The sequence below is a fragment of the Enterobacter asburiae genome (assembly GCF_008080435.1).
In the GTDB taxonomy this organism is placed as follows: Bacteria; Pseudomonadota; Gammaproteobacteria; order Enterobacterales; family Enterobacteriaceae; genus Enterobacter; species Enterobacter asburiae_C.
Window position 1 is genome coordinate 74,659 of sequence record NZ_VRKN01000005.1, and the last position, 21,688, is coordinate 96,346.

27 protein-coding genes are annotated in these 21,688 nt (G+C 53.7%); 14 read left to right on the forward strand and 13 right to left on the reverse strand.

Features of this window, described 5'->3' with window-relative positions; all coding sequences use genetic code 11:
• Window positions 1-82: 82 nt before the first annotated feature.
• The 3 genes from arcB (at window position 83) to mtgA (ending at window position 4,025) form a co-directional block, all read left to right on the forward strand.
• Window positions 83-2,416: an aerobic respiration two-component sensor histidine kinase ArcB gene (gene arcB, locus FU672_RS11340; RefSeq protein WP_148243324.1), complete on the forward strand. Its 2,334-nt coding sequence runs from the start codon at window positions 83-85 to the stop codon at window positions 2,414-2,416.
• 233 nt (window positions 2,417-2,649) lie between these two features.
• Window positions 2,650-3,303 (forward strand): isoprenoid biosynthesis glyoxalase ElbB, encoded by a 654-nt coding sequence (gene elbB, locus FU672_RS11345; RefSeq protein ID WP_148243548.1) that lies wholly within the window; start codon window positions 2,650-2,652, stop codon window positions 3,301-3,303.
• Window positions 3,300-4,025 (forward strand): monofunctional biosynthetic peptidoglycan transglycosylase, encoded by a 726-nt coding sequence (gene mtgA, locus FU672_RS11350; protein WP_148243325.1) that lies wholly within the window; start codon window positions 3,300-3,302, stop codon window positions 4,023-4,025. Before elbB ends, mtgA begins: the two co-directional genes overlap by 4 nt.
• A 39-nt stretch (window positions 4,026-4,064) precedes the next feature.
• Here the strand turns inward: mtgA and npr are convergent, their stop codons facing one another.
• The 11 genes from npr to FU672_RS11405 all read right to left on the reverse strand — a co-directional run bounded on the left by npr (window position 4,065) and on the right by FU672_RS11405 (window position 11,984).
• Window positions 4,065-4,337, reverse strand: a complete 273-nt coding sequence (npr, locus tag FU672_RS11355) for a PTS phosphocarrier protein NPr (RefSeq protein WP_003861872.1) — start codon at window positions 4,335-4,337, stop codon at window positions 4,065-4,067.
• Window positions 4,334-5,188 (reverse strand): RNase adapter RapZ, encoded by an 855-nt coding sequence (gene rapZ / locus FU672_RS11360; RefSeq protein WP_014885397.1) that lies wholly within the window; start codon window positions 5,186-5,188, stop codon window positions 4,334-4,336. Before rapZ ends, npr begins: the two co-directional genes overlap by 4 nt.
• Before the next feature lie 45 nt (window positions 5,189-5,233).
• Window positions 5,234-5,725 carry a PTS IIA-like nitrogen regulatory protein PtsN gene (gene ptsN / locus FU672_RS11365; protein WP_148243326.1) on the reverse strand — a complete coding sequence of 164 codons (492 nt, stop codon included), beginning with the start codon at window positions 5,723-5,725 and terminating at the stop codon, window positions 5,234-5,236.
• 82 nt (window positions 5,726-5,807) lie between these two features.
• The gene (hpf, locus tag FU672_RS11370) at window positions 5,808-6,095 is read right to left on the reverse strand and encodes a ribosome hibernation promoting factor (protein WP_008501444.1); all 288 of its coding nucleotides are present in this window, start codon (window positions 6,093-6,095) and stop codon (window positions 5,808-5,810) included.
• Between the two features lie 22 nt (window positions 6,096-6,117).
• The gene (rpoN, locus tag FU672_RS11375; RefSeq protein WP_148243327.1) at window positions 6,118-7,551 is read right to left on the reverse strand and encodes an RNA polymerase factor sigma-54; all 1,434 of its coding nucleotides are present in this window, start codon (window positions 7,549-7,551) and stop codon (window positions 6,118-6,120) included.
• 47 nt (window positions 7,552-7,598) lie between these two features.
• Window positions 7,599-8,324 (reverse strand): LPS export ABC transporter ATP-binding protein, encoded by a 726-nt coding sequence (lptB, locus tag FU672_RS11380; RefSeq protein ID WP_025756692.1) that lies wholly within the window; start codon window positions 8,322-8,324, stop codon window positions 7,599-7,601.
• Between the two features lie 6 nt (window positions 8,325-8,330).
• Window positions 8,331-8,885: a lipopolysaccharide ABC transporter substrate-binding protein LptA gene (lptA, locus tag FU672_RS11385; protein ID WP_148243328.1), complete on the reverse strand. Its 555-nt coding sequence runs from the start codon at window positions 8,883-8,885 to the stop codon at window positions 8,331-8,333.
• Window positions 8,854-9,429 (reverse strand): LPS export ABC transporter periplasmic protein LptC, encoded by a 576-nt coding sequence (lptC, locus tag FU672_RS11390; protein WP_148243329.1) that lies wholly within the window; start codon window positions 9,427-9,429, stop codon window positions 8,854-8,856. The genes lptA and lptC overlap by 32 nt, the downstream gene beginning before the upstream one ends.
• Window positions 9,426-9,992 carry a 3-deoxy-manno-octulosonate-8-phosphatase KdsC gene (gene kdsC / locus FU672_RS11395; protein ID WP_025756695.1) on the reverse strand — a complete coding sequence of 189 codons (567 nt, stop codon included), beginning with the start codon at window positions 9,990-9,992 and terminating at the stop codon, window positions 9,426-9,428. Before kdsC ends, lptC begins: the two co-directional genes overlap by 4 nt.
• A gap of 14 nt (window positions 9,993-10,006) precedes the next feature.
• Complete coding sequence (gene kdsD, locus FU672_RS11400) at window positions 10,007-10,993, reverse strand: arabinose-5-phosphate isomerase KdsD (protein ID WP_148243330.1); 987 nt, start codon at window positions 10,991-10,993, stop codon at window positions 10,007-10,009.
• 13 nt (window positions 10,994-11,006) lie between these two features.
• Window positions 11,007-11,984 carry a calcium/sodium antiporter gene (locus tag FU672_RS11405; RefSeq protein ID WP_023309354.1) on the reverse strand — a complete coding sequence of 326 codons (978 nt, stop codon included), beginning with the start codon at window positions 11,982-11,984 and terminating at the stop codon, window positions 11,007-11,009.
• Window positions 11,985-12,211: 227 nt separating this feature from the next.
• Between FU672_RS11405 and mlaF the strand changes: the two genes are divergently transcribed.
• From mlaF to murA, 7 genes are all read left to right on the forward strand, one after another.
• Window positions 12,212-13,024, forward strand: a complete 813-nt coding sequence (mlaF, locus tag FU672_RS11410) for a phospholipid ABC transporter ATP-binding protein MlaF (RefSeq protein WP_024906354.1) — start codon at window positions 12,212-12,214, stop codon at window positions 13,022-13,024.
• A gap of 7 nt (window positions 13,025-13,031) precedes the next feature.
• The gene (mlaE, locus tag FU672_RS11415; RefSeq protein WP_023333605.1) at window positions 13,032-13,814 is read left to right on the forward strand and encodes a lipid asymmetry maintenance ABC transporter permease subunit MlaE; all 783 of its coding nucleotides are present in this window, start codon (window positions 13,032-13,034) and stop codon (window positions 13,812-13,814) included.
• Window positions 13,815-13,818: 4 nt separating this feature from the next.
• On the forward strand, window positions 13,819-14,367 hold the full coding sequence (gene mlaD / locus FU672_RS11420) for an outer membrane lipid asymmetry maintenance protein MlaD (RefSeq protein WP_148243331.1): 549 nt from the start codon (window positions 13,819-13,821) through the stop codon (window positions 14,365-14,367).
• Window positions 14,368-14,385: 18 nt separating this feature from the next.
• Window positions 14,386-15,021, forward strand: coding sequence for a phospholipid-binding protein MlaC (gene mlaC, locus FU672_RS11425; protein WP_148243332.1), 636 nt, complete (start codon window positions 14,386-14,388; stop codon window positions 15,019-15,021).
• Window positions 15,021-15,314, forward strand: a complete 294-nt coding sequence (gene mlaB, locus FU672_RS11430; RefSeq protein WP_032639716.1) for a lipid asymmetry maintenance protein MlaB — start codon at window positions 15,021-15,023, stop codon at window positions 15,312-15,314. The genes mlaC and mlaB overlap by 1 nt, the downstream gene beginning before the upstream one ends.
• 126 nt (window positions 15,315-15,440) lie before the next feature.
• The gene (gene ibaG, locus FU672_RS11435; protein WP_008501458.1) at window positions 15,441-15,695 is read left to right on the forward strand and encodes a BolA family iron metabolism protein IbaG; all 255 of its coding nucleotides are present in this window, start codon (window positions 15,441-15,443) and stop codon (window positions 15,693-15,695) included.
• A 50-nt stretch (window positions 15,696-15,745) separates the two neighbouring features.
• Window positions 15,746-17,005 (forward strand): UDP-N-acetylglucosamine 1-carboxyvinyltransferase, encoded by a 1,260-nt coding sequence (gene murA, locus FU672_RS11440; RefSeq protein ID WP_023309349.1) that lies wholly within the window; start codon window positions 15,746-15,748, stop codon window positions 17,003-17,005.
• A gap of 62 nt (window positions 17,006-17,067) precedes the next feature.
• Here the strand turns inward: murA and sfsB are convergent, their stop codons facing one another.
• The gene (sfsB, locus tag FU672_RS11445; RefSeq protein ID WP_148243333.1) at window positions 17,068-17,355 is read right to left on the reverse strand and encodes a DNA-binding transcriptional regulator SfsB; all 288 of its coding nucleotides are present in this window, start codon (window positions 17,353-17,355) and stop codon (window positions 17,068-17,070) included.
• Window positions 17,356-17,586: 231 nt separating this feature from the next.
• Window positions 17,587-18,558, reverse strand: coding sequence for an octaprenyl diphosphate synthase (ispB, locus tag FU672_RS11450; protein WP_024906360.1), 972 nt, complete (start codon window positions 18,556-18,558; stop codon window positions 17,587-17,589).
• Window positions 18,559-18,815: 257 nt separating this feature from the next.
• On the opposite strand from ispB, the gene rplU reads away from it, so the two are divergent.
• The 4 genes from rplU to cgtA all read left to right on the forward strand — a co-directional run bounded on the left by rplU (window position 18,816) and on the right by cgtA (window position 21,657).
• The gene (gene rplU, locus FU672_RS11455) at window positions 18,816-19,127 is read left to right on the forward strand and encodes a 50S ribosomal protein L21 (protein WP_003025032.1); all 312 of its coding nucleotides are present in this window, start codon (window positions 18,816-18,818) and stop codon (window positions 19,125-19,127) included.
• Window positions 19,128-19,146: 19 nt separating this feature from the next.
• Window positions 19,147-19,404, forward strand: coding sequence for a 50S ribosomal protein L27 (gene rpmA, locus FU672_RS11460; RefSeq protein WP_004385076.1), 258 nt, complete (start codon window positions 19,147-19,149; stop codon window positions 19,402-19,404).
• A gap of 96 nt (window positions 19,405-19,500) precedes the next feature.
• Complete coding sequence (locus FU672_RS11465; RefSeq protein WP_148243334.1) at window positions 19,501-20,466, forward strand: DMT family transporter; 966 nt, start codon at window positions 19,501-19,503, stop codon at window positions 20,464-20,466.
• A 15-nt stretch (window positions 20,467-20,481) separates the two neighbouring features.
• Window positions 20,482-21,657, forward strand: a complete 1,176-nt coding sequence (gene cgtA, locus FU672_RS11470) for an Obg family GTPase CgtA (protein ID WP_010436018.1) — start codon at window positions 20,482-20,484, stop codon at window positions 21,655-21,657.
• The last annotated feature ends 31 nt before the right edge of the window (window positions 21,658-21,688 follow it).

Genomic DNA, 21,688 nt, shown 5'->3' on the forward strand with positions numbered 1-21,688 from the left:
CCCCGCACTTTTTCTCACAACCTTCAACGCCTCGCCCTGAATTTGAGTATTATTGAGCGATAAAGTCGTGAAGGGATCCTCTATGAAGCAAATTCGAATGCTTGCCCAGTATTACGTCGACCTGATGATGAAGCTTGGGCTGGTGCGTTTCTCCATGCTGCTTGCGCTGGCGCTGGTCGTTCTGGCCATTGTCGTGCAAATGGCCGTCACCATGGTTCTGCATGGTCAGGTCGAGAGTATCGACGTCATCCGCTCCATCTTCTTTGGCTTGCTCATTACTCCCTGGGCGGTCTACTTCCTTTCCGTCGTGGTTGAACAGCTGGAAGAGTCCCGTCAGCGTTTGTCAAAACTGGTCGATAAACTGGAAGAGATGCGCGAGCGCGACCTGAAGCTCAACGTCCAGCTCAAAGACAACATTGCGCAGCTGAATCAGGAGATTTCAGATCGTGAGAAGGCGGAAGCCGAGCGTCAGGCCACGCTGGAGCAGCTGAAAATCGAAATGAAAGAGCGCGAGGTCACGCAGATCCAGCTTGAGCAGCAATCCTCTTTCCTGCGGTCGTTCCTCGATGCTTCGCCGGATCTGGTGTTCTACCGTAATGAAGATAAAGAGTTTTCTGGCTGTAACCGGGCGATGGAGCTGCTCACCGGGAAAAGCGAGAAGCAGCTGATTCACCTGAAGCCGCAGGACGTTTACTCTGAAGAGGCGGCGGCCAAAGTCATGGAGACGGACGAAAAAGTATTCCGCCATAACGTCTCGCTGACCTATGAACAGTGGCTGGATTACCCGGACGGACGCAAAGCCTGCTTTGAGATCCGTAAGGTGCCCTACTATGACCGCGTGGGGAAACGCCACGGCCTGATGGGCTTTGGCCGCGATATCACCGAGCGTAAGCGCTACCAGGACGCCCTGGAGCGCGCCAGCCGCGACAAGACTACCTTTATCTCCACCATCAGCCACGAGCTGCGTACGCCGCTTAATGGCATTGTCGGGCTGAGCCGTATTCTGCTGGATACCGACCTGACCGCAGAGCAGGAAAAATACCTCAAGACTATCCATGTTTCAGCGGTCACGCTGGGTAATATCTTCAACGATATTATTGATATGGATAAGATGGAACGCCGTAAAGTTCAGCTTGATAACCAGCCTGTTGATTTCACCAGCTTCCTTGCCGATCTGGAAAACCTGTCCGGCTTACAGGCGCAGCAGAAGGGGCTGAGTTTTGTCATGCAGCCAACCCTGCCTCTGCCGCATAAAGTGGTGACTGACGGCACGCGCCTGCGCCAGATCCTGTGGAACCTTATCAGCAACGCGGTGAAATTTACCCAGAAGGGGCAGGTGGCGGTGCGCATCCGCTTTGACGAAGGCGATATGTTGCACTTCGAGGTGGAAGACTCCGGGATGGGTATTCCGCAGGAGGAGCAGGACAAAATTTTCGCGATGTACTACCAGGTGAAGGACAGCAACGGCGGGAAACCGGCTACCGGAACGGGCATTGGCCTGGCGGTCTCTAAACGGCTGGCGAAAAGTATGGGGGGCGATATCACCGTTGCCAGCCAGCCGGGTAAAGGGTCAACCTTCACGCTGACGGTCCATGCGCCGGCGGTGGCGGAGGAGGTTGAGGATACCTTTGAAAACGACGACATGCCGCTGCCTGCGCTGCACGTCCTGCTGGTGGAAGACATTGAGCTGAACGTGATAGTGGCGCGCTCTGTGCTGGAAAAACTGGGTAACAGCGTGGATGTCGCGATGACCGGTAAGGCCGCGCTGGAGATGTTTAAACCGGGCGAATACGATCTTGTCCTGCTGGATATCCAGTTACCGGATATGACCGGGCTGGATATCTCGCGTGAGCTGACGCGTAAGTACGCGGCCGACGAATTGCCGCCGCTGGTGGCGCTGACGGCGAACGTACTGAAAGATAAAAAAGAGTATCTCGATGCCGGTATGGACGATGTACTCAGCAAGCCGCTGGCGGTGCCTGCTCTGACCGCCATGATTAAGAAGTTCTGGGATACCCGTGATGAAGAGGAGAGCACCATGACGTCTGTTGATAGCGCAAAAGCCCAAACGATACTCGATACCGCGATGCTGGAGCAGTACATCGATCTGGTCGGCCCGAAACTGATTACCGATGGTCTGGCGGTGTTTGAAAAAATGATGCCGGGCTATCTGAGCGTGCTGGAATCAAACCTGACGGCACGTGACCAGAAGGGCATCGTGGAAGAAGGACATAAAATTAAAGGTGCGGCCGGCTCGGTTGGATTACGCCACCTGCAGCAACTGGGTCAACAGATTCAGTCGCCTGATTTACCGGCATGGGAAGATAACGTGGGCGATTGGGTTGAAGAGATGAAACAAGAGTGGCAAAACGATGTTGCGGTGCTGAAGGCCTGGGTCGATGCCAGAAAAAAATGACCCCGGTTAAACCGGGGTGCGCGAATACTGCGCCAACACCAGGGAAATCGTGGCTGCGCCTGTTTTTTTAAAGTTATTTTCGAAAGGGCGCCGCCTGAAAAATTTAGGCCGCACGCAGATAAGATAGCAAATCTTAAATGGTTTGTTACATGAATCAGTGAAATGTGTGAAGCATAGCGTTTTAATCAAAATTATTAATGTGCTTCAGCAAGTTGCAGAAAAGGATTGTCATGATGAAAAAGATTGGTGTCGTGCTGAGCGGATGCGGTGTTTACGATGGTTCTGAGATACATGAAGCCGTAATCACGCTGCTGGCCCTGGCTAGGCAGGGTGCAGAGGTTATTTGTTTTGCGCCAGACAAAAATCAGGCGGATGTGATTAATCATCTGACCGGTGAACCGATGGCGGAAACCCGTAATGTACTGATTGAAGCCGCGCGTATTGCGCGAGGTGATATCCATCCTCTTATTCAGGCAGACCCTACAGAGCTTGATGCGCTCATTGTGCCTGGTGGGTTTGGCGCGGCCAAAAATCTCAGTACCTTTGCTGTGCAGGGGGCGGAGTGTCAGATCGATCCTCATCTAAAAGCGCTGTCGCAGGCCATGCATGCGGCAGGAAAACCGCAGGGCTTTATCTGCATCGCGCCGGCAATGCTGCCCAGGATTTTTGATTTCCCGCTGCGCCTGACTATCGGGACGGATATTGATACCGCAGAGATCGTCGAGGAAATGGGGGGTGAACACGTTCCGTGCCCGGTTGATGACATTGTGGTTGATGAAGATAACAAAATTGTCACCACGCCAGCGTATATGCTGGCGAATAATATCGCTGAGGCTGCCTCAGGTATTGAAAAGCTGGTGGCCCGCGTGCTGGTGCTGACTGAATGAGCCGTAAATTTGCCGCAGGTGCAGGGGTAAAACGTATTCTCTTGCGTATCGTTCTTGTACTGGCGGTATTCTGGGGAGGCGGGCTGGCCGTATTCAGCATTTTGCCTGTACCGTTTTCAGCCGTTATGGTTGAGCGCCAACTTAGCGCATGGTTCTCCGGCGATTTCGGCTATGTCGCCCATTCTGACTGGGTGAGCATGGACGAGATCTCACCGTTCATGGGACTGGCGGTCATCGCGGCGGAGGACCAGAAATTCCCGGAGCACTGGGGGTTTGACGTTGCGGCCATTGAGAAGGCGCTAGCCCATAACGAACGCCATGAAAACCGCGTGCGCGGTGCATCAACCTTGTCGCAGCAGACGGCCAAAAATCTGTTCCTGTGGGATGGTCGAAGCTGGGTACGAAAAGGGCTGGAAGCGGGGTTGACCCTGGGGATGGAAACGGTCTGGAGCAAAAAACGCATTCTGACCGTCTATCTCAACGTCGCTGAGTTTGGCGACGGCATATTCGGTGTGGAAGCTGCCGCACAGCGTTATTTCAATAAGCCAGCTAGCCGTCTGAGTATGTCAGAAGCAGCGCTATTGGCCGCTGTTTTACCGAATCCCATCCGCTTTAAAGCCAGTGCCCCATCAGGATACGTGCGAAGCCGTCAGGCGTGGATTATGCGCCAGATGAATCAGTTGGGAGGGGAAGGGTTTATGGAGAGCAATAAATTAATGTAGGGCGGGTAAGCGCAGCGCCACCCGCCTGAATAGCAGACCTTAATCTTCATCAAACCCTGCATTAAACAGCGCAATCACCGCCGCCAGCGCTTCCTCTTCCTGAGGGCCGGTGGCTTCTACTTCAATCTGGCGCCCTTTGGCGGAATCCAGCATCAGCAGCGCGATCACGCTGTTCGCTTCCGCTTCGGTACCTTCGTCATTTCGCAGCAGAACCTCTGCATCGAAACCCTGCATCAGCTCAAACAGTTTCATCGCCGGGCGTGCATGCATACCCAGCTTATTGGTGATCTCAACGGTTTGTTTTACGGTCATGTTTTACGTTTTTCCAGCGTGCGATGACGGGACTGAACGTTCTTTCCGCGCGAGCGGAAATAGTCGGCCAGCTGTTCGGCGATGTAAACCGAACGATGTTTACCGCCGGTACAGCCAATCGCCACCGTCAGGTAGCTACGATTGTTTGTCTCCAGCATAGGTAACCATAGCTCAAGGTAGCTTCGCGTCTGGTAGATAAAATTGTGAACTTCTGTGTGCCGGTCGAGGAAGGCCGCTACGGGTTTATCCAGACCGGTCATTGGACGCAGCTTCGGATCCCAGTGCGGGTTCGGCAGGAAGCGCACGTCGAAAACGTAATCCGCATCAATCGGAATACCGTGCTTAAAGCCGAAGGATTCGAACACCATCGTCAGTTCACGCTCGCGTTTACCCAACAACCGGGTACGCAGCATTTCCGCCAGCTCGTGAACGGACATCTCGGATGTGTCGACAATCAGGTCGGCACGAGAACGCAGCGGCTCCAGCAGGTCACTTTCTTCATCAATAGCACTTTCCAGAGAGAGGTTCTTACTGGATAACGGGTGCAAACGACGGGTATCGCTGTAGCGGCGGATCAGCGTATTGCGGTCTGCATCAAGGAACAGCAGCTGAGGTGAGAACGCATCAGGCAGGTTGCTCATGGCCTGTTCGAAGATCTCTGGCGATTCAGGCATGTTACGGACGTCGATACTGACGGCGGCAGAGGTTTGTCTCTCCGCAAGCGTGCGGGCCAGGTCGGGCAATAACACGACCGGCAGGTTATCGACGCAGTAAAAACCCATGTCTTCCAGCGCGCGCAGAGCAACGGATTTCCCCGACCCTGAACGGCCACTGACAATCATCAGCACCATGTTCCGTTTCTCCTCAGGACAACAGATGTGAAGGCCATCTCCTGGTTATGCATCATCCTGATTGCCTTCTGCTTCAGTGATAATCTGATAGAGCTCTTCATCACTTTGGGCCGAGCGCAGTCGACGGCAAATGGTTTTATCGGCCAGACGTTTTGCGACCAGCGACAGCGTATGCAGATGGGTTTTCGTCTGATCGGCAGGCACCAGCAGCGCGAAGAGGAGATCGACGGGCTGGTTATCAATGGCATCGAAGGCGATAGGTGTTTCAAGCTGCACAAACACACCAACGGCACGCAGGGTATCCTCTTCCAGTTTGCCGTGCGGGATCGCGATGCCGTTGCCGATACCGGTACTGCCCATTTTTTCACGGGTCAGAATCGCTTCGAACACCACCTGCGGCGGCAGGCCCAGCTGTTTTGCGGCCAGTTCACTGATGATCTCCAGCGCACGTTTTTTGCTCTGGCAGTGAACCGCACTGCGGGTACATTCCTGGTTAAGGACATTGCTCAGTTGAAGAGTGGAATCGTTGTTCATCATAATTTCACCTAAGCGCTAACTGTACAAATGGCCTGTTGTGTTTCACAACAGGCCGTCCTGCACCCGTTAACTGCCCGGACAATTAGTGTTGTTTCAGTTTATCTTTATGTTTATTGAGCTGTCGCGCAAGCTTATCAATCAAGCCGTCGATAGCAGCGTACATGTCTTGCCCTTCCGCACTGGCATGCAGTTCACCCCCATTAACATGCAGGGTGGCATCCGAGATATGAGTCACTTTCTCCACTTTCAACACAATATAGACCTGATTGATCCTTTCGAAATACTGCTCGAGTTTTGCAAACTTCGCGTTCACGAAGTCGCGTAAAGCCTCAGTAATTTCGACGTTTTGTCCAGTGATGTTGAGCTGCATAGTGTCTTCCTTATCGGTTGTGTCAGACCAGCTGTTTACGCTGGTTGGACGGCGGAATGGATAAAGACTCTCGATACTTCGCAACAGTACGACGTGCCACCATAATACCCTGATCGGACAGTATGGTGGTTAACTTACTGTCGCTTAGTGGCTTCGCGGGGTTCTCCGCGGCGATCAACTTCTTCACCAGGGCACGAATGGCCGTTGACGACGCTTCGCCGCCGCCCTCGGTATTCACATGGCTGGAGAAGAAATACTTAAGCTCAAAAATACCGCGCGGACTGTGCAGATACTTCTGCGTGGTGACACGGGAAATGGTTGATTCATGCATTTCGACAGCCTGGGCGATATCCGCCAGTACCATCGGTTTCATATACTCTTCGCCCTGCTCAAAGAAAGCCTGCTGCTGTTCGACAATACAGCGACTAACGCGTAGCAGCGTATCATTTCGGCTCTCCAGACTTTTGATCAACCATCGCGCTTCCTGAAGATTGCTACGAATATATTGATTATCGGAGTCGTTACGCACGCTGGTGCACATGGAGGCATACTGCTGGTTGATTTGCAGGCGAGGAATGCTGTCTGAGTTCAGTTCAACGACCCAGCGGTCATTGTGTTTTCTGACCAGCACGTCCGGGATCACGTACTCGGGCTCGCTGGTCTGGATCGACTGTCCTGGGCGCGGATCGAGCGACTGGATCAGATTCACCGCTTCTTTCAGCACCTCTTCCTTCAGGCGCGTGACGCGCATCAGGGAGCGGAAGTCATGGTTAGCCAACAGATCCAGATGATCGCTGATGATTAAGCGCGCCTCGTCGAGCCATGGCGTCTCTTTGCTGAACTGAGAAAGCTGGATCAGCAGGCAGTCGCGCAGATCTTTTGCGGCCACGCCTACCGGATCGAAACGCTGGATGCGCTTCAGTACGGCTTCGATCTCCTCAAGTTCAATCTCTTCGTCGCCCATGCTTTCCAGGATATCGTCCAGCGTGACGGTTAAATAGCCGGTGTCGTCAACGGCATCGACAATTGAGGTGGCAATCGCGCGGTCGGTATCGGAGAAGGGGGTGAGTTCCACCTGCCACATCAGGTAATCCTGCAGCGACTGGGTGGTTTCTCCCTGATAGACCGGTAGCTCATCATCCTGGTAGTCTGCACGCGTACCGGAAGGGGTTCCGGCGGTGTAGATTTCATCCCAGCTGGCATCCAGCGGTAGCTCGTCGGGCATCTCTTTTTGTTCGAGTGCGTCCGCAGTGTCGAGCGCTTCTGTATCCTGCGATTGCTGGGTATCTACCTCGCCATGAAGATCGGTTTGTTCCAGCAGGGGGTTGCTGTCCAGCGCCTGCTGGAGCTCCTGCTGAAGTTCTAACGTGGACAGTTGCAACAGGCGAATTGCCTGCTGTAGCTGCGGCGTCATCGCCAGTTGTTGGCTGAGCCTTAATTGCAAACCTTGCTTCATGTTCAGAGCATTTTTCTCCGGTTCGGCGTTACGTTACCCCTACCCTATCAGAGTCTGAAGTCTTCCCCAAGATAGACGCGCTTAACATGATCGTCTTCGAGGATCTGTTGCGGCGTACCGTGGGCGATCAGATTGCCCTGGCTCACAATATACGCGCGTTCACACACGGCCAGCGTTTCACGGACGTTGTGGTCGGTGATCAGTACGCCAAGCCCGCTGTCACGCAGGTGTTCAATGATACGTTTAATGTCGATAACCGAGATCGGGTCAACGCCCGCAAACGGTTCATCCAGAAGGATAAATTTCGGGTTTGCGGCCAGCGCACGCGCAATCTCAACACGACGGCGTTCACCCCCGGAGAGTGCCTGACCGAGGCTGTCACGCAGATGCTCAATGTGGAACTCTTCCATCAGCTCGTTAGCACGGTCCTGACGCTGTTCGCTGGTCAGGTCGTTACGAATTTGCAGGACCGCCATCAGGTTATCGTAAACGCTAAGACGACGGAAAATAGAGGCTTCCTGCGGCAGGTAGCCGATCCCGCGACGCGCGCGCGCGTGCAGCGGCAGAAGACTGATGTCTTCATCGTCAATGACAATGTTGCCGGCATCGCGCGGCACAATGCCGACGACCATGTAGAAAGTGGTGGTTTTACCCGCACCGTTAGGGCCAAGCAGCCCTACAATTTCGCCGGAGTTGACGGTCAGACTGACATCTTCTACGACACGGCGGCCCTTATAAGCCTTTGCGAGATTTTTTGCAGTTAATGTTGCCATAACGAATTAGTTACTCTTCTTCTGTGCCGGGGCCTGGCCTTTGCCTTTGTCCTGCAGCTGTGACGGAACCAGTACGGTAGTGACGCGTTTGCCTTTCTCGCTGGAGGCCTGCATTTTCTGCTCTTTCACCAGATAGGTGATCTGGTCGCCGGTAATATTGCTGTCCAGCTGTTCCAGATACGCTTTTCCGGTCAGGATGACCAGGTCCTTCGCCAGCTCATAGTGCATATGCGTGGCGTGGCCTTTCACCGGCTTGCCGTTGTCCTGCATCTGGTAGAAGGTTGCCGGGTTGCCGTAACCATCAATGATCTCTTTGCCCTGCTCGCCACCCGGACGGGTAACGACCACTTTGTCGGCGTTAATTTTGATGGTGCCCTGAGTCATGACAACGTTACCCGTGAAGGTGACGACGTTACCCTGCATATCGAGAGACTGGGTATCGGACTCGATATGGATCGGTTGGTCGGTATCGCCCGTTACAGCAAGCGCGGGGAGACTGGTCGCCAGCATCGCGCTGGCGATAATTACTTTAAGGCTGAGTTTGTTTGTTTTGAATTTCATAGGAGGTTCTAACCTTTTCAATCAGCTCGGCGTTTTTGCTGCGTAAGTTCCCGCGCATTCTCAAACCGCTGGAATTAAATGTTGTGCCATACAGTGTGACCAGATCCTGCGAGGTCACGTCCTGGGTTACCAGGTTAATCTGGGCATTATCCGTCGTAATTTTTCGCAATTGCGAGTCAGCGGTCAGGGCGTTGACTTCAACATGTCCATACAGATAAAGCATACGGTCATTTGTCAGTTTTGCCCGGTCTGACTTAATTGACCACGTCGGCACTTTGTCCTTATCAAATGTGGTCATGACAGGCTGGGTAAACCACGAAACACCGTCATCTGAAAAATATTCAACATGCTGGGCAATCAGGCGATAGTTCAGCGCGCCTTCCGGGCTGTAGACCACGGTGTCGCTGTGATCGCTTTCATAGGTTGGATCGTTATTGTTGACCACTTGCGTTTGCGTATCGTCGCGATCGGCAAGGTTCACGCCAATCAATACCAGGGCGACAAGCGAAAGCAAAATGATAATCCAACGTCTGGTTTTACTCATATCGATTGCCCTTTGGCCTCATCAAGCTTGCCCTGCGCCAGCAAAAGCAGATCGCAGACTTCACGTACGGCGCCACGGCCCCCGTTAATATGGGTAACGTAGTCAGCGCGCGGGATCAGCAGCGGATGCGCATCGGCAACGGCGATGCTCAGCCCGACTTCAGCCATCACGGGCCAGTCAATCAGATCGTCCCCGACGTAGGCCACGTTTTCCGGTGCGATAGCCAGTTTGCCCAGTAAATCATTAAACGCCGCCATCTTATCGGATTGACCCTGATACAGATGGGTAATTCCTAAGGTTTCACAGCGGTCTTCTACCAGTTTAGCCTTTCGCCCGGTGATGATAGCCACCTCAATACCCGAGGTGAGCGCACAGCGGATACCGTAGCCGTCGCGAACGTTAAACGCTTTCAGCTCTTCACCATTATTGCCCATGTAAATCAGGCCATCGGAGAGTACCCCATCCACATCCAGGATGAGCAGACGAATGTTTTCCGCCTTTGCCATCATCTGGGTACTCACCGGACCATAACAGGTTGCAAGGGATGCACCCGCATTACTCATTGTCTTATCCTTCATTACACTACGCCTGCGCGCAGCAGATCATGCATATGTATCACACCCAGCAACTGGTCGCCATCGGCAACCATAACGGAGGTGATATGGCGGGACTGCATCAGGTTCAGCACATCCACTGCCAGCGTACCCGGACGCACGCGGATACCGCCCGGCGTCATCACATCGGCAATGCCGAGCGTGCGGACATCTACACCCATGTCGAACACGCGACGCAGGTCGCCATCGGTGAAGATCCCCTGAATTTTCATCAGATCGTCGCACACGACCGTCATACCCAGATTCTTGCGGGTGATTTCCAGCAGCGCATCACGCAGGGAGGCTTCTTTACTGACGTGAGGAATCTCATCCCCGGTGTGCATAATATCGTTTACCCGAAGCAGCAGCTTGCGCCCCAGCGCGCCGCCAGGGTGGGAAAGCGCGAAATCTTCCGGCGTAAAACCACGGGCTTCGAGCAGCGCGACGGCAAGCGCATCACCCATGACCAGCGCGGCGGTGGTACTGGACGTCGGCGCCAGGCCGAGCGGACAGGCCTCCTTGGGAACTTTCACGCACAGGTGAATATCGGCCGCCCGCGCCATGCTACTTTCCGGACGGCTGGTTATGCAAATAAGCGGCACCTGCAGTCGCTTCAGTACCGGGATCAGCGCCAGAATTTCATTGGACTCACCGGAGTTGGACAGCGCGATGACGATATCCTGCGGCGTGACCATACCCAGGTCGCCATGCGCGGCTTCCCCCGGGTGTACAAAGAAGGAAGAGGTTCCGGTGCTGGCAAACGTTGCCGCCATTTTGCGTCCAATGTGGCCGGACTTACCCATCCCCATCACCACGACTTTGCCGGCACAGTAGAACATCTTCTCACATGCCAGACTAAAATCCTGATTAATGTACTGATCTAACTGCGCCAGACCTTCACGTTCAATCTCCAGAACGTCTTTGCCTGCTTTCTGAAAGTCAAAACCCGGCTGCAATTCTATTTGCGACATAATGCGTTTCCGTTTACCCAGAGAGAAGAGGCGAGAGCCAGTACAGCATCGCCATCCATACGATAAATCCACCCGTCAGCAGCGCGCCTGCGCCTTTGCCGATCTGTCGTTGCCGCCGCCAGCAGAGCAGGGCAAATATCACGCTGACCAATAACATCACGCCGTAGTCGCGTGAGAACGCCAGGGGATTAAAGGGCCCTGGCGTAATCAGGGCCGGCAGACCCATCACAATGGCGATATTAAAAATGTTAGAACCGATGATATTACCAATGGCAATGTCATCCTCACCTTTACGTGCCCCCGCAATGGCCGTGGCCAGCTCGGGCAGGCTGGTACCGATGGCAATCACCGTCAGACCAATAGTCAGTTCACTGATGGCGAAATAGTTCGCCAGCACCGTCGCGTTATCCACGACCATGCGCGTTGCCATCGGCATGATGATTAGCGCAACGCCAAGCCAGAGCAGGGCAACAGGCAGCGTGCCTTCTCGCGGAAGTTCAGCGACCTGTTCACGCGTGAGGCTATCCTGGCCCTGCTTCTCAGCCAGACGGGCGATTTTAACACTATACAGCAGCCAAATGACGGCCAGCGCCAACAAGAAAATGCCGTCGCTGTAGCTCAGTACACCATCGTAAAATACGCAGCCTGCCAGCAGGCTTACGATTAACATTAGCGGCAATTCACGGCGCAGAACATCAGAATGCACGCGAAATGGATGGAGCAGGGCGGCCAGTCCTAAAATCAAGAGTATATTGACGATGTTAGAGCCAATCGCGGTGCCTACTGCCAGGTCTAACTGACCATGCAGCGATGCCGAGACAGAGACGATGATTTCAGGAAGTGACGTTCCAACACTGACAACGGTCATCCCGATGACGACAGGCGGTACGCCCGTCAGGCGACACAGGATAGATGCAGCAAACACTAAACGGTCAGCACTGTAGACTACCAAGAGTAAACCAATTATTAACAGTGCTGTTGCTAAAAGCATCAAAAGTCCTTTCTTCAGGTATACTCGTCGGTCCATCGCGCGGGAATGGCTGGACTGCATACAGTCTGAGGCGTAACGAATTCCTAATTTTGACTTTATGCGCCGGAAAAGTAAAACAAATGCCAGCTTTCGCTAACCTCAACGGCTATTATTCTGTAAAAATGCGGAGTTGAGGGCTGATTCAGGCGGCATGCCTTAACGTGAGCAGGGTAATAAAGGAACCATAAATGAGCCAAACGATGGCGAATTTAGTCGATGTTCGCGGTGTGAGTTTTTCTCGCGCCAACAGATTGATATTTGATGATATTTCGTTGACCGTACCGCGTGGCAAGATCACTGCCATTATGGGGCCGTCCGGGATCGGTAAAACGACCCTGCTGCGCCTTATTGGTGGGCAGATCCCACCGGATAGCGGTGAAATCCTCTTTGATGGCGAAAACATCCCGGAGATGTCACGCTCGCGTCTGTATACTGTCCGCAAACGCATGAGCATGCTTTTTCAGTCGGGTGCCTTGTTCACCGACATGAATGTCTTTGATAACGTGGCTTATCCGCTGCGCGAGCATACCAGCCTGCCGCCTGAACTGCTGAAAAGCACGGTGATGATGAAGCTTGAAGCCGTTGGCTTGCGGGGCGCCGCGAAACTGATGCCTTCGGAGCTGTCCGGCGGAATGGCGCGCCGCGCCGCGCTGGCGCGAGCCATTGCATTAGAACCTGATTTAATCATGTTCGACGAACCGTTTGTTGGACAGGATCCCATTACGATGGGCGTGCTGGTGAAGCTCATCTCTGAACTGAACAGCGCGCTTGGCGTCACCTGCATTGTGGTGTCTCACGATGTACCGGAAGTATTGAGCATTGCCGATTACGCCTATATCGTGGCGGACAAAAAGATCGTCGCACACGGTAGCGCCCAGGCGCTGCAGGAAAATTGCGATCCGCGCGTGCGACAGTTCCTCGACGGTATTGCCGATGGCCCTGTGCCGTTCCGCTACCCGGCGGGCGACTATCGTGACGATTTACTGGGAATAGGGAGTTAAGCCACTCATGCTGTTAAATGCGTTGGCCGCTCTCGGACACCGTGGCATAAAAACCATCAGGACGTTCGGGCGTGCCGGATTGATGTTATTCAACGCGCTGGTCGGCAAGCCGGAATTCCGTAAGCACGCACCGCTGCTGGTGCGGCAGCTTTATAATGTCGCCGTGCTGTCGATGCTCATCATCATTGTTTCCGGTCTGTTTATCGGTATGGTGCTTGGGCTACAGGGCTATCTTGTTCTGACAACCTACAGCGCGGAAACCAGCCTCGGGATGCTGGTGGCGCTCTCGCTGCTGCGTGAACTGGGGCCGGTTGTGGCGGCGCTGTTGTTCGCCGGGCGTGCGGGGTCGGCATTAACGGCTGAAATTGGCCTGATGCGTGCGACCGAGCAGCTCTCCAGCATGGAGATGATGGCGGTCGATCCATTGCGTCGCGTCATTTCGCCGCGCTTCTGGGCTGGGGTGATCTCTTTACCGTTACTGACTATTCTGTTTGTCGCCGTGGGTATCTGGGGCGGTTCGCTGGTTGGCGTGCACTGGAAAGGCATTGATGCCGGTTTCTTCTGGTCCGCGATGCAGGACGCCATTGACCTGCGAATGGATCTGGTTAACTGCCTGATTAAAAGCGTGGTATTTGCCATTACGGTCACCTGGATTGCATTGTTCAATGGTTACGATGCCATCCCGACGTCGGCGGGCATTAGCCGTGCAACTACACGTACAGTCGTACATTCGTCGCTGGCCGTACTGGGTCTGGATTTTGTGCTCACCGCACTGATGTTTGGGAATTGAGTTCATGCAAACGAGAAAAAATGAAATTTGGGTCGGTGTATTCCTGCTTCTGGCGCTGCTGGCCGCGCTGTTTATCTGCCTGAGAGCGGCGGATATCACGTCTGTGCGCACCGAGCCGACGTATCGCATCTATGCCACCTTCGATAATATCGGCGGGCTGAAGGCGCGTTCACCGGTCCGTATCGGCGGCGTGGTGATCGGTCGCGTATCTGACATTACGCTTGATGAGAAAACCTATCTGCCACGCGTCGCGATGGATATCGAAGAGCGTTATAACCATATTCCGGACACCAGTTCCCTTTCTATCCGTACTTCCGGCCTGCTGGGCGAACAATATCTGGCGCTTAACGTCGGCTTTGAAGACCCCGAGCTGGGAACGACTATCCTTAAAGACGGTAGCGTCATTCAGGATACGAAATCCGCGATGGTTCTGGAGGATATGATTGGTCAGTTCCTTTACAGCAGTAAAGGGGATGAGAAAAAATCCGACGCTGCCCCTGCGCAGAGCGAAGGTCATACCGACGTCGCACCGACACCTGGTGCTGCGAATTAATTTCAGGAGAAGTCATTCATGTTTAAACGACTGTTAATGGTTGCCATGCTGGTCATCGCCCCTCTTACCGCCGCCCACGCTGCGGATCAGAGTAACCCGTACAAACTGATGGACGAAGCGGCGAAGAAGACCTTCGACCGTCTTACAAACGAACAGCCTAAAATTCGTGCTAATCCTGATTATCTGCGTGATGTCGTTGACCAGGAGCTGCTGCCGTACGTGCAGATTAAATATGCGGGTGCGCTGGTGCTGGGACGTTATTACAAAGACGCGACCCCTGCGCAGCGAGATGCCTACTTTGCCGCGTTCCGTGAATACCTGAAACAGGCTTATGGCCAGGCGCTGGCGATGTACCATGGCCAGACCTATCAGATTGCACCTGAGCAGCCGCTGGGCGATGCGACCATCGTGCCTATCCGTGTGACGATCAACGATCCTAACGGTCGTCCGCCGGTTCGTCTGGATTTCCAGTGGCGTAAAAACAGCCAGACCGGTCACTGGCAGGCGTATGACATGATTGCCGAAGGGGTAAGCATGATCACCACCAAACAGAACGAATGGAGCGACCTGCTGCGCACCAAAGGCATTGATGGCCTGACCGCACAGCTGCAGTCTATCTCTCGTCAGAAAATTAGCCTGGATGAGAAGAAGTAATGTCGCAGCAACTCAGCTGGTCGCGTGAAGGTGAGACATTAAAGCTGTCCGGTGAACTGGATCAGGATCTGCTGAATCCACTGTGGGACAAACGCCATGAAGCGATGCAGGGCGTGACGCTTATCGACTTAACCGACGTCACGCGGGTGGATACGGCGGGTGTTGCGCTGCTTGCCCATCTGGTTGCTGTAGGGAAAAAGCAGGGGGCTAGCGTCACGCTTCACGGCGCGAGCGATAATGTCGTTACTCTCGCGCAGCTCTACAATCTCCCTCAGGACGTACTGCCTCGTTAATATTTTCAGTGCGTTACTTCCGAAAGCCCTGACAGTTTCATCGTCGGGGCTTTTTGCTTGTTTAAGACAACGCCACTTTGCTCTAAGATGTTGGGCTTGTTTTCACTATCAGATGATTAAGAGCCCATGGAAAATCATGAAATCCAGACAGTGCTGATGAATGCACTCTCCCTTCAGGAAGCCCACGTCACTGGCGATGGTAGTCACTTCCAGGTTATTGCTGTGGGTGAGATGTTCGACGGTATGAGCCGTGTGAAGAAACAGCAGGCTGTGTACGCGCCGCTGATGGAATATATTGCGGATAACCGCATCCACGCCCTGTCGATTAAAGCGTTCACCCCGCAAGAGTGGGCACGCGATCGCAAACTAAACGGTTTTTGAGCTGAGGGCGACAGGCCCGCAGCACGGTTGAATTTATAAGAGAGCACACAATGGATAAATTTCGTGTACAGGGGCCAACGCGTCTCCAGGGCGAAGTCACAATTTCTGGCGCGAAAAACGCCGCGCTGCCAATCCTCTTTGCTGCGCTGCTCGCGGAAGAGCCGGTAGAAATTCAGAACGTACCGAAGCTGAAAGATATCGACACCACCATGAAGTTGCTCACCCAGTTGGGCACGAAAGTCGAGCGTAACGGTTCCGTCTGGATCGACGCCAGCAAGGTGAACAACTTCTCAGCCCCTTACGATCTGGTGAAAACCATGCGTGCATCCATCTGGGCGCTTGGCCCGCTGGTGGCGCGTTTTGGTCAGGGTCAGGTCTCTCTGCCGGGCGGCTGCGCCATTGGTGCGCGTCCGGTTGACCTGCACATCTTTGGACTGGAGAAACTGGGCGCAGAGATCAAGCTGGAAGAAGGTTACGTCAAAGCGTCCGTCAATGGTCGTCTGAAAGGTGCGCACATTGTCATGGACAAAGTGAGCGTGGGCGCAACGGTCACCATTATGTCTGCGGCGACGCTGGCAGAAGGTACCACTATCATCGAAAACGCCGCGCGCGAACCGGAAATTGTGGATACCGCCAACTTCCTGGTGGCGCTGGGTGCGAAGATCTCCGGTCAGGGTACCGACCGTATCACCATCGAAGGCGTTGAGCGTCTGGGCGGTGGTGTCTATCGCGTACTGCCGGACCGTATCGAAACCGGCACCTTCCTGGTCGCTGCGGCGATCTCTGGCGGTAAGATTGTTTGTCGCAATGCACAGCCTGATACTCTGGATGCGGTGCTGGCGAAACTGCGCGATGCGGGTGCGGATATCGAAATCGGTGAAGACTGGATCAGCCTTGATATGCACGGCCAGCGTCCAAAAGCGGTCAATGTACGTACGGCGCCTCATCCGGCGTTCCCAACGGACATGCAGGCGCAGTTCACCCTGTTGAACCTGGTCGCAGAAGGGACTGGCTTCATCACTGAAACTATTTTCGAGAACCGCTTTATGCACGTACCGGAGCTGATTCGTATGGGCGCGCATGCTGAGATCGAAAGTAATACCGTGATCTGCCATGGCGTTGAGAAACTGTCAGGTGCTCAGGTGATGGCAACCGATCTGCGTGCGTCTGCAAGCCTGGTGCTGGCAGGTTGTATCGCGGAAGGCACAACGATCGTGGACCGTATTTATCATATCGATCGTGGTTATGAGCGTATCGAAGATAAGCTGCGCGCGCTGGGTGCCAATATCGAGCGTGTGAAGGGCGAGTAATCGTTCCGGCAGCCCCCTGCCAGCAATGACCGGGGGGTTGCTGTTCCTGTCAAAAAAAAGCGTTATTCCTTCGGTTCTTTCTTTGCCTTTCTCTGGCGAATCATGCGCGTTCTGTCGATAAACTCATGGGTAATGGGATCGTGGTAGCGTGAAGGCCAAATTACCCACGGATGCGTATCCAGCGCCATCGCGATAATTAATTCTCCCTTGGGCCAGGGGCGGGTGAGGGCATTTGCCAGGGTTGAAGAGCTCAGTCCATGGCGGCGGGACTCTGCTGCCAGTGAAGTGCCTCTTTTGCGCAGTGCGGCAATAATATCAGCCGTGTGCCAGTCGATAAATTTCGTATCCATAACGCTGTCCTTAAGTTCGGATTCACCTACGCCGTTTCTTCTGAAACGACGAGGTTACTATACCCATTTCAAACTCTTGTTCTAAAAAGTTCGCGTTACTTGAAGGGATATTCAGAATAAGACACGCCTTTATTCATGCGGTCTCTAAGCCGATGAATTTACATGAACGCGTAGTTTAAAGGAGTGTACTGGAATCTCCCCGCCATGGTCGCGGGGAGAAACAAGGGGGATTTAACGGTCGCGCTGAACGGCGATGTGGGCAAGACCAATCAGTGCCTCGCGCCACGGGCTGTCGGGAATAACCTGGAGAGCTTCGATGGCTTTGTCGGCTTCTTCTTCCGCACGCTGACGCGTCCATTCCAGCGATCCGCAGATAGCCATGGTTTCCAGCACAGGTTCCAGAAGATGGCGGCCATTTCCCTGCTCGATCGCTTCGCGGATCATTTTCGCCTGGTCGGCCGTTCCGTTGCGCATAGCATGGAGCAGCGGCAGGGTCGGTTTGCCTTCGTTCAGGTCATCGCCCACGTTTTTGCCGAGCGTCTCCCCGTCCGCACTGTAGTCCAGTAAATCATCAATCAGCTGGAATGCCGTGCCCAGATAGCGGCCATAGTCCTGCAGGCCTTTTTCTTGTGCTTCGGTACAGTCAGCCAGAATGCCGGAACACTGGGCAGCCGCTTCAAACAGGCGTGCGGTTTTGCTGTAGATCACGCGCATGTAGTTTTCTTCGGTGATGTCAGGGTCGTTGACGTTCATCAACTGCAGCACTTCACCTTCAGCAATAACGTTTACGGCTTCGGACATCACTTCCAGCACTTTCAGAGAGCCCAGACTGGTCATCATCTGGAAGGCGCGGGTATAGATAAAATCCCCCACCAGTACGCTGGCTGCGTTCCCGAAAGCGGCGTTTGCCGTGGCTTTGCCACGACGCATATCCGATTCATCCACCACATCGTCGTGCAGAAGCGTCGCCGTGTGAATAAATTCGATGAGCGCTGCGATAGTGATGTGAGCATTTCCCTGATAGCCAACGGCTCTGGCAGCCAGAATGGCGATCATCGGACGAATGCGTTTACCGCCGCCGCTGACGATGTAATAGCCCAACTGATTGATCAGCTGAACGTCAGAGTTGAGTTGCTCCAGGATTGCTGCATTCACACCCGCCATATCTTGCGCGGTTAACTCGTTGATTTTTTCTAAATTCATCGCAAAAGCCGGGCTTTTTATCCTGTTGATCCCATTTTAAATGGGGTAACGAAGGGTTTCGGTTTATCAATAGTAGTGCTGATTGTACTGAAAAAACGGCACAGATAAACGTTACCGTACGTGTTGTGTTTTTTTTCTTCATGTATTGACGGTAGCACTTGTCAAAGGCTCGCGTTTTGCGTAATATTCGCGCCCTATTGTGAATATTTATAGCGCACTCTGATTCATACGAGGACGTGCGCGGAAGCGGAGTTTATATGTACGCGGTTTTCCAAAGTGGTGGTAAACAACACCGAGTAAGCGAAGGTCAGACCGTTCGCCTGGAAAAGCTGGACATCGCAACTGGCGAATCTGTTGAGTTCGCAGAAGTTCTGATGATCGCAAACGGTGAAGAAGTCAAAATCGGCGTTCCTTTCGTTGATGGCGGCGTTATCAAAGCTGAAGTTGTTGCACACGGTCGTGGCGAGAAAGTTAAAATCGTTAAGTTTCGTCGTCGTAAACACTACCGTAAGCAGCAGGGCCACCGTCAGTGGTTCACTGATGTGAAAATTACTGGCATCAGCGCCTAAGACCTGAGGAGAGATTTAAATGGCACATAAAAAGGCTGGCGGCTCCACACGTAACGGTCGCGATTCAGAAGCTAAACGCCTGGGCGTTAAGCGTTTCGGTGGCGAATCCGTTCTGGCGGGTAGCATCATCGTTCGTCAACGTGGTACCAAATTCCACGCTGGCAACAACGTAGGTTGCGGTCGTGACCACACTCTGTTTGCTAAAGCAGACGGTAAAGTGAAATTTGAAGTTAAAGGCCCGAACAACCGTAAATACATCAGCATTGTTGCTGAGTAAGGTTTTCTCGGTCCGGTAACGGATTAAAGCCCCGCAACCTGTTGCGGGGCTTTTTACATTGGAAACCCGGTAATTTTTTCTGTAGGGAAAACGGGCATGAAGCAGCAGGCCGGCATGGGTATTCTTTTGGCGCTCACCACCGCAATGTGCTGGGGTGCGTTGCCAATTGCAATGAAGCAGGTACTGGAAGTGATGGAGCCACCTACGGTGGTCTTTTATCGCTTTCTGATGGCAAGCATCGGCCTCGGGGCCATTCTGGCTATCAAAGGTAAGCTTCCACCCTTGCGGCTCTTCCGTAAACCGCGCTGGCTGGTATTGCTGGCTATCGCGACGGGCGGTCTGTTCGGTAACTTCATCCTGTTCAGCTCTTCCCTGCAATATCTCAGCCCCACGGCGTCGCAGGTGATAGGTCAGCTTTCACCGGTGGGCATGATGGTCGCCAGCGTCTTTATCCTCAAGGAGAAGATGCGCGGTACGCAGATTATCGGGGCGAGCATGCTGTTGTGCGGTCTGGTGATGTTTTTCAACACCAGTCTGATAGAGATTTTTACCCGCCTGACGGATTACACATGGGGTGTAATTTTTGGTGTGGGAGCAGCAACGGTCTGGGTGAGCTATGGCGTCGCGCAAAAGGTGTTATTGCGTCGACTTGCCTCACAGCAGATCCTCTTTTTACTGTACACTTTATGTACAGTAGCATTGCTGCCATTAGCAAAGCCGGGCGTGATTACCCAGCTTAGCGACTGGCAACTGGCGTGCCTCATTTTTTGTGGGCTGAACACGCTGGTCGGTTATGGCGCGCTGGCCGAAGCGATGGCGCGCTGGCAGGCAGCACAGGTGAGCGCGTTAATTACGCTTACTCCGCTGTTTACGCTGTTATTTTCAGATTTGTTATCAATGGCCTGGCCCGATGTCTTCGTCAGACCGATGCTCAACCTGTTGGGTTATCTCGGTGCGTTTGTCGTGGTTGCGGGCGCGATGTATTCCGCCATTGGTCATCGTCTTTGGGGACGTTGGCGCAAAAATGAAGCGGTTGTAGTAGTCCCCCGCTCAGGCGAATGAGTTACGGAGAGTAAAATGAAGTTTGTTGATGAAGCGACGATCCTGGTCGTGGCTGGTGATGGCGGCAATGGTTGCGTGAGCTTCCGCCGTGAAAAGTATATCCCACGTGGCGGTCCTGATGGCGGCGACGGCGGGGATGGTGGTGACGTGTGGCTGGAGGCGGATGAAAACCTCAACACGCTGATCGACTACCGTTTCGAAAAATCTTTCCGTGCCGAGCGCGGCCAGAACGGCCAGAGCCGTGATTGTACGGGTAAACGTGGTAAAGACGTCAACATCAAGGTTCCGGTCGGTACGCGTGTGATTGACCAGGGCACCGGTGAAACCATGGGTGATATGACCAAACACGGTCAGCGCCTGCTGGTTGCAAAAGGTGGCTGGCATGGTCTCGGTAACAGCCGTTTTAAATCATCGGTTAACCGTGCTCCGCGTCAGAAAACCATGGGTACGCCGGGCGATACGCGCGAGCTGCAGCTGGAACTGATGCTGCTGGCTGACGTCGGTATGCTGGGTATGCCTAACGCCGGTAAATCGACGTTCATTCGCGCCGTCTCTGCGGCGAAACCAAAAGTGGCGGATTATCCGTTTACGACGCTGGTGCCAAGCCTGGGCGTTGTTCGTATGGACCACGAAAAGAGCTTTGTTGTCGCTGATATCCCTGGTTTGATCGAGGGCGCAGCAGAAGGCGCAGGACTGGGTATTCGCTTCCTGAAACACCTTGAGCGCTGCCGCGTATTGCTGCACATCGTTGATATTAATCCAATCGATGAGTCCGATCCGGTCGAAAACGCCCGTATCATCATCGGTGAACTTGAAAAATACAGTGAAAAACTCGCAGGTAAGCCACGCTGGCTGGTCTTCAACAAGATCGACCTGATGGATAAAGCCGAAGCGGAAGCAAAAGCCAAAGCGATTGCTGAAGCGATGGGTTGGGAAGATAAATACTACCTGATCTCTGCGGCAAGCCAGGTTGGCGTGAAAGATCTGTGCTGGGATGTGATGACCTTCATCATTGAGAACCCAATCGTACAGGCGGAAGAAGCGAAACAGCCTGAAAAAGTCGAATTCATGTGGGATGACTACCACCGCCAGCAGCTCGAAGAGCTGGAAGCGGAAGAGGATGATGAAGACTGGGACGATGACTGGGATGAAGACGACGAAGAAGGCGTCGAGTTCATCTACAAGCACTAATATCTGTCCAAAGCCCCCATTATGGGGGCTT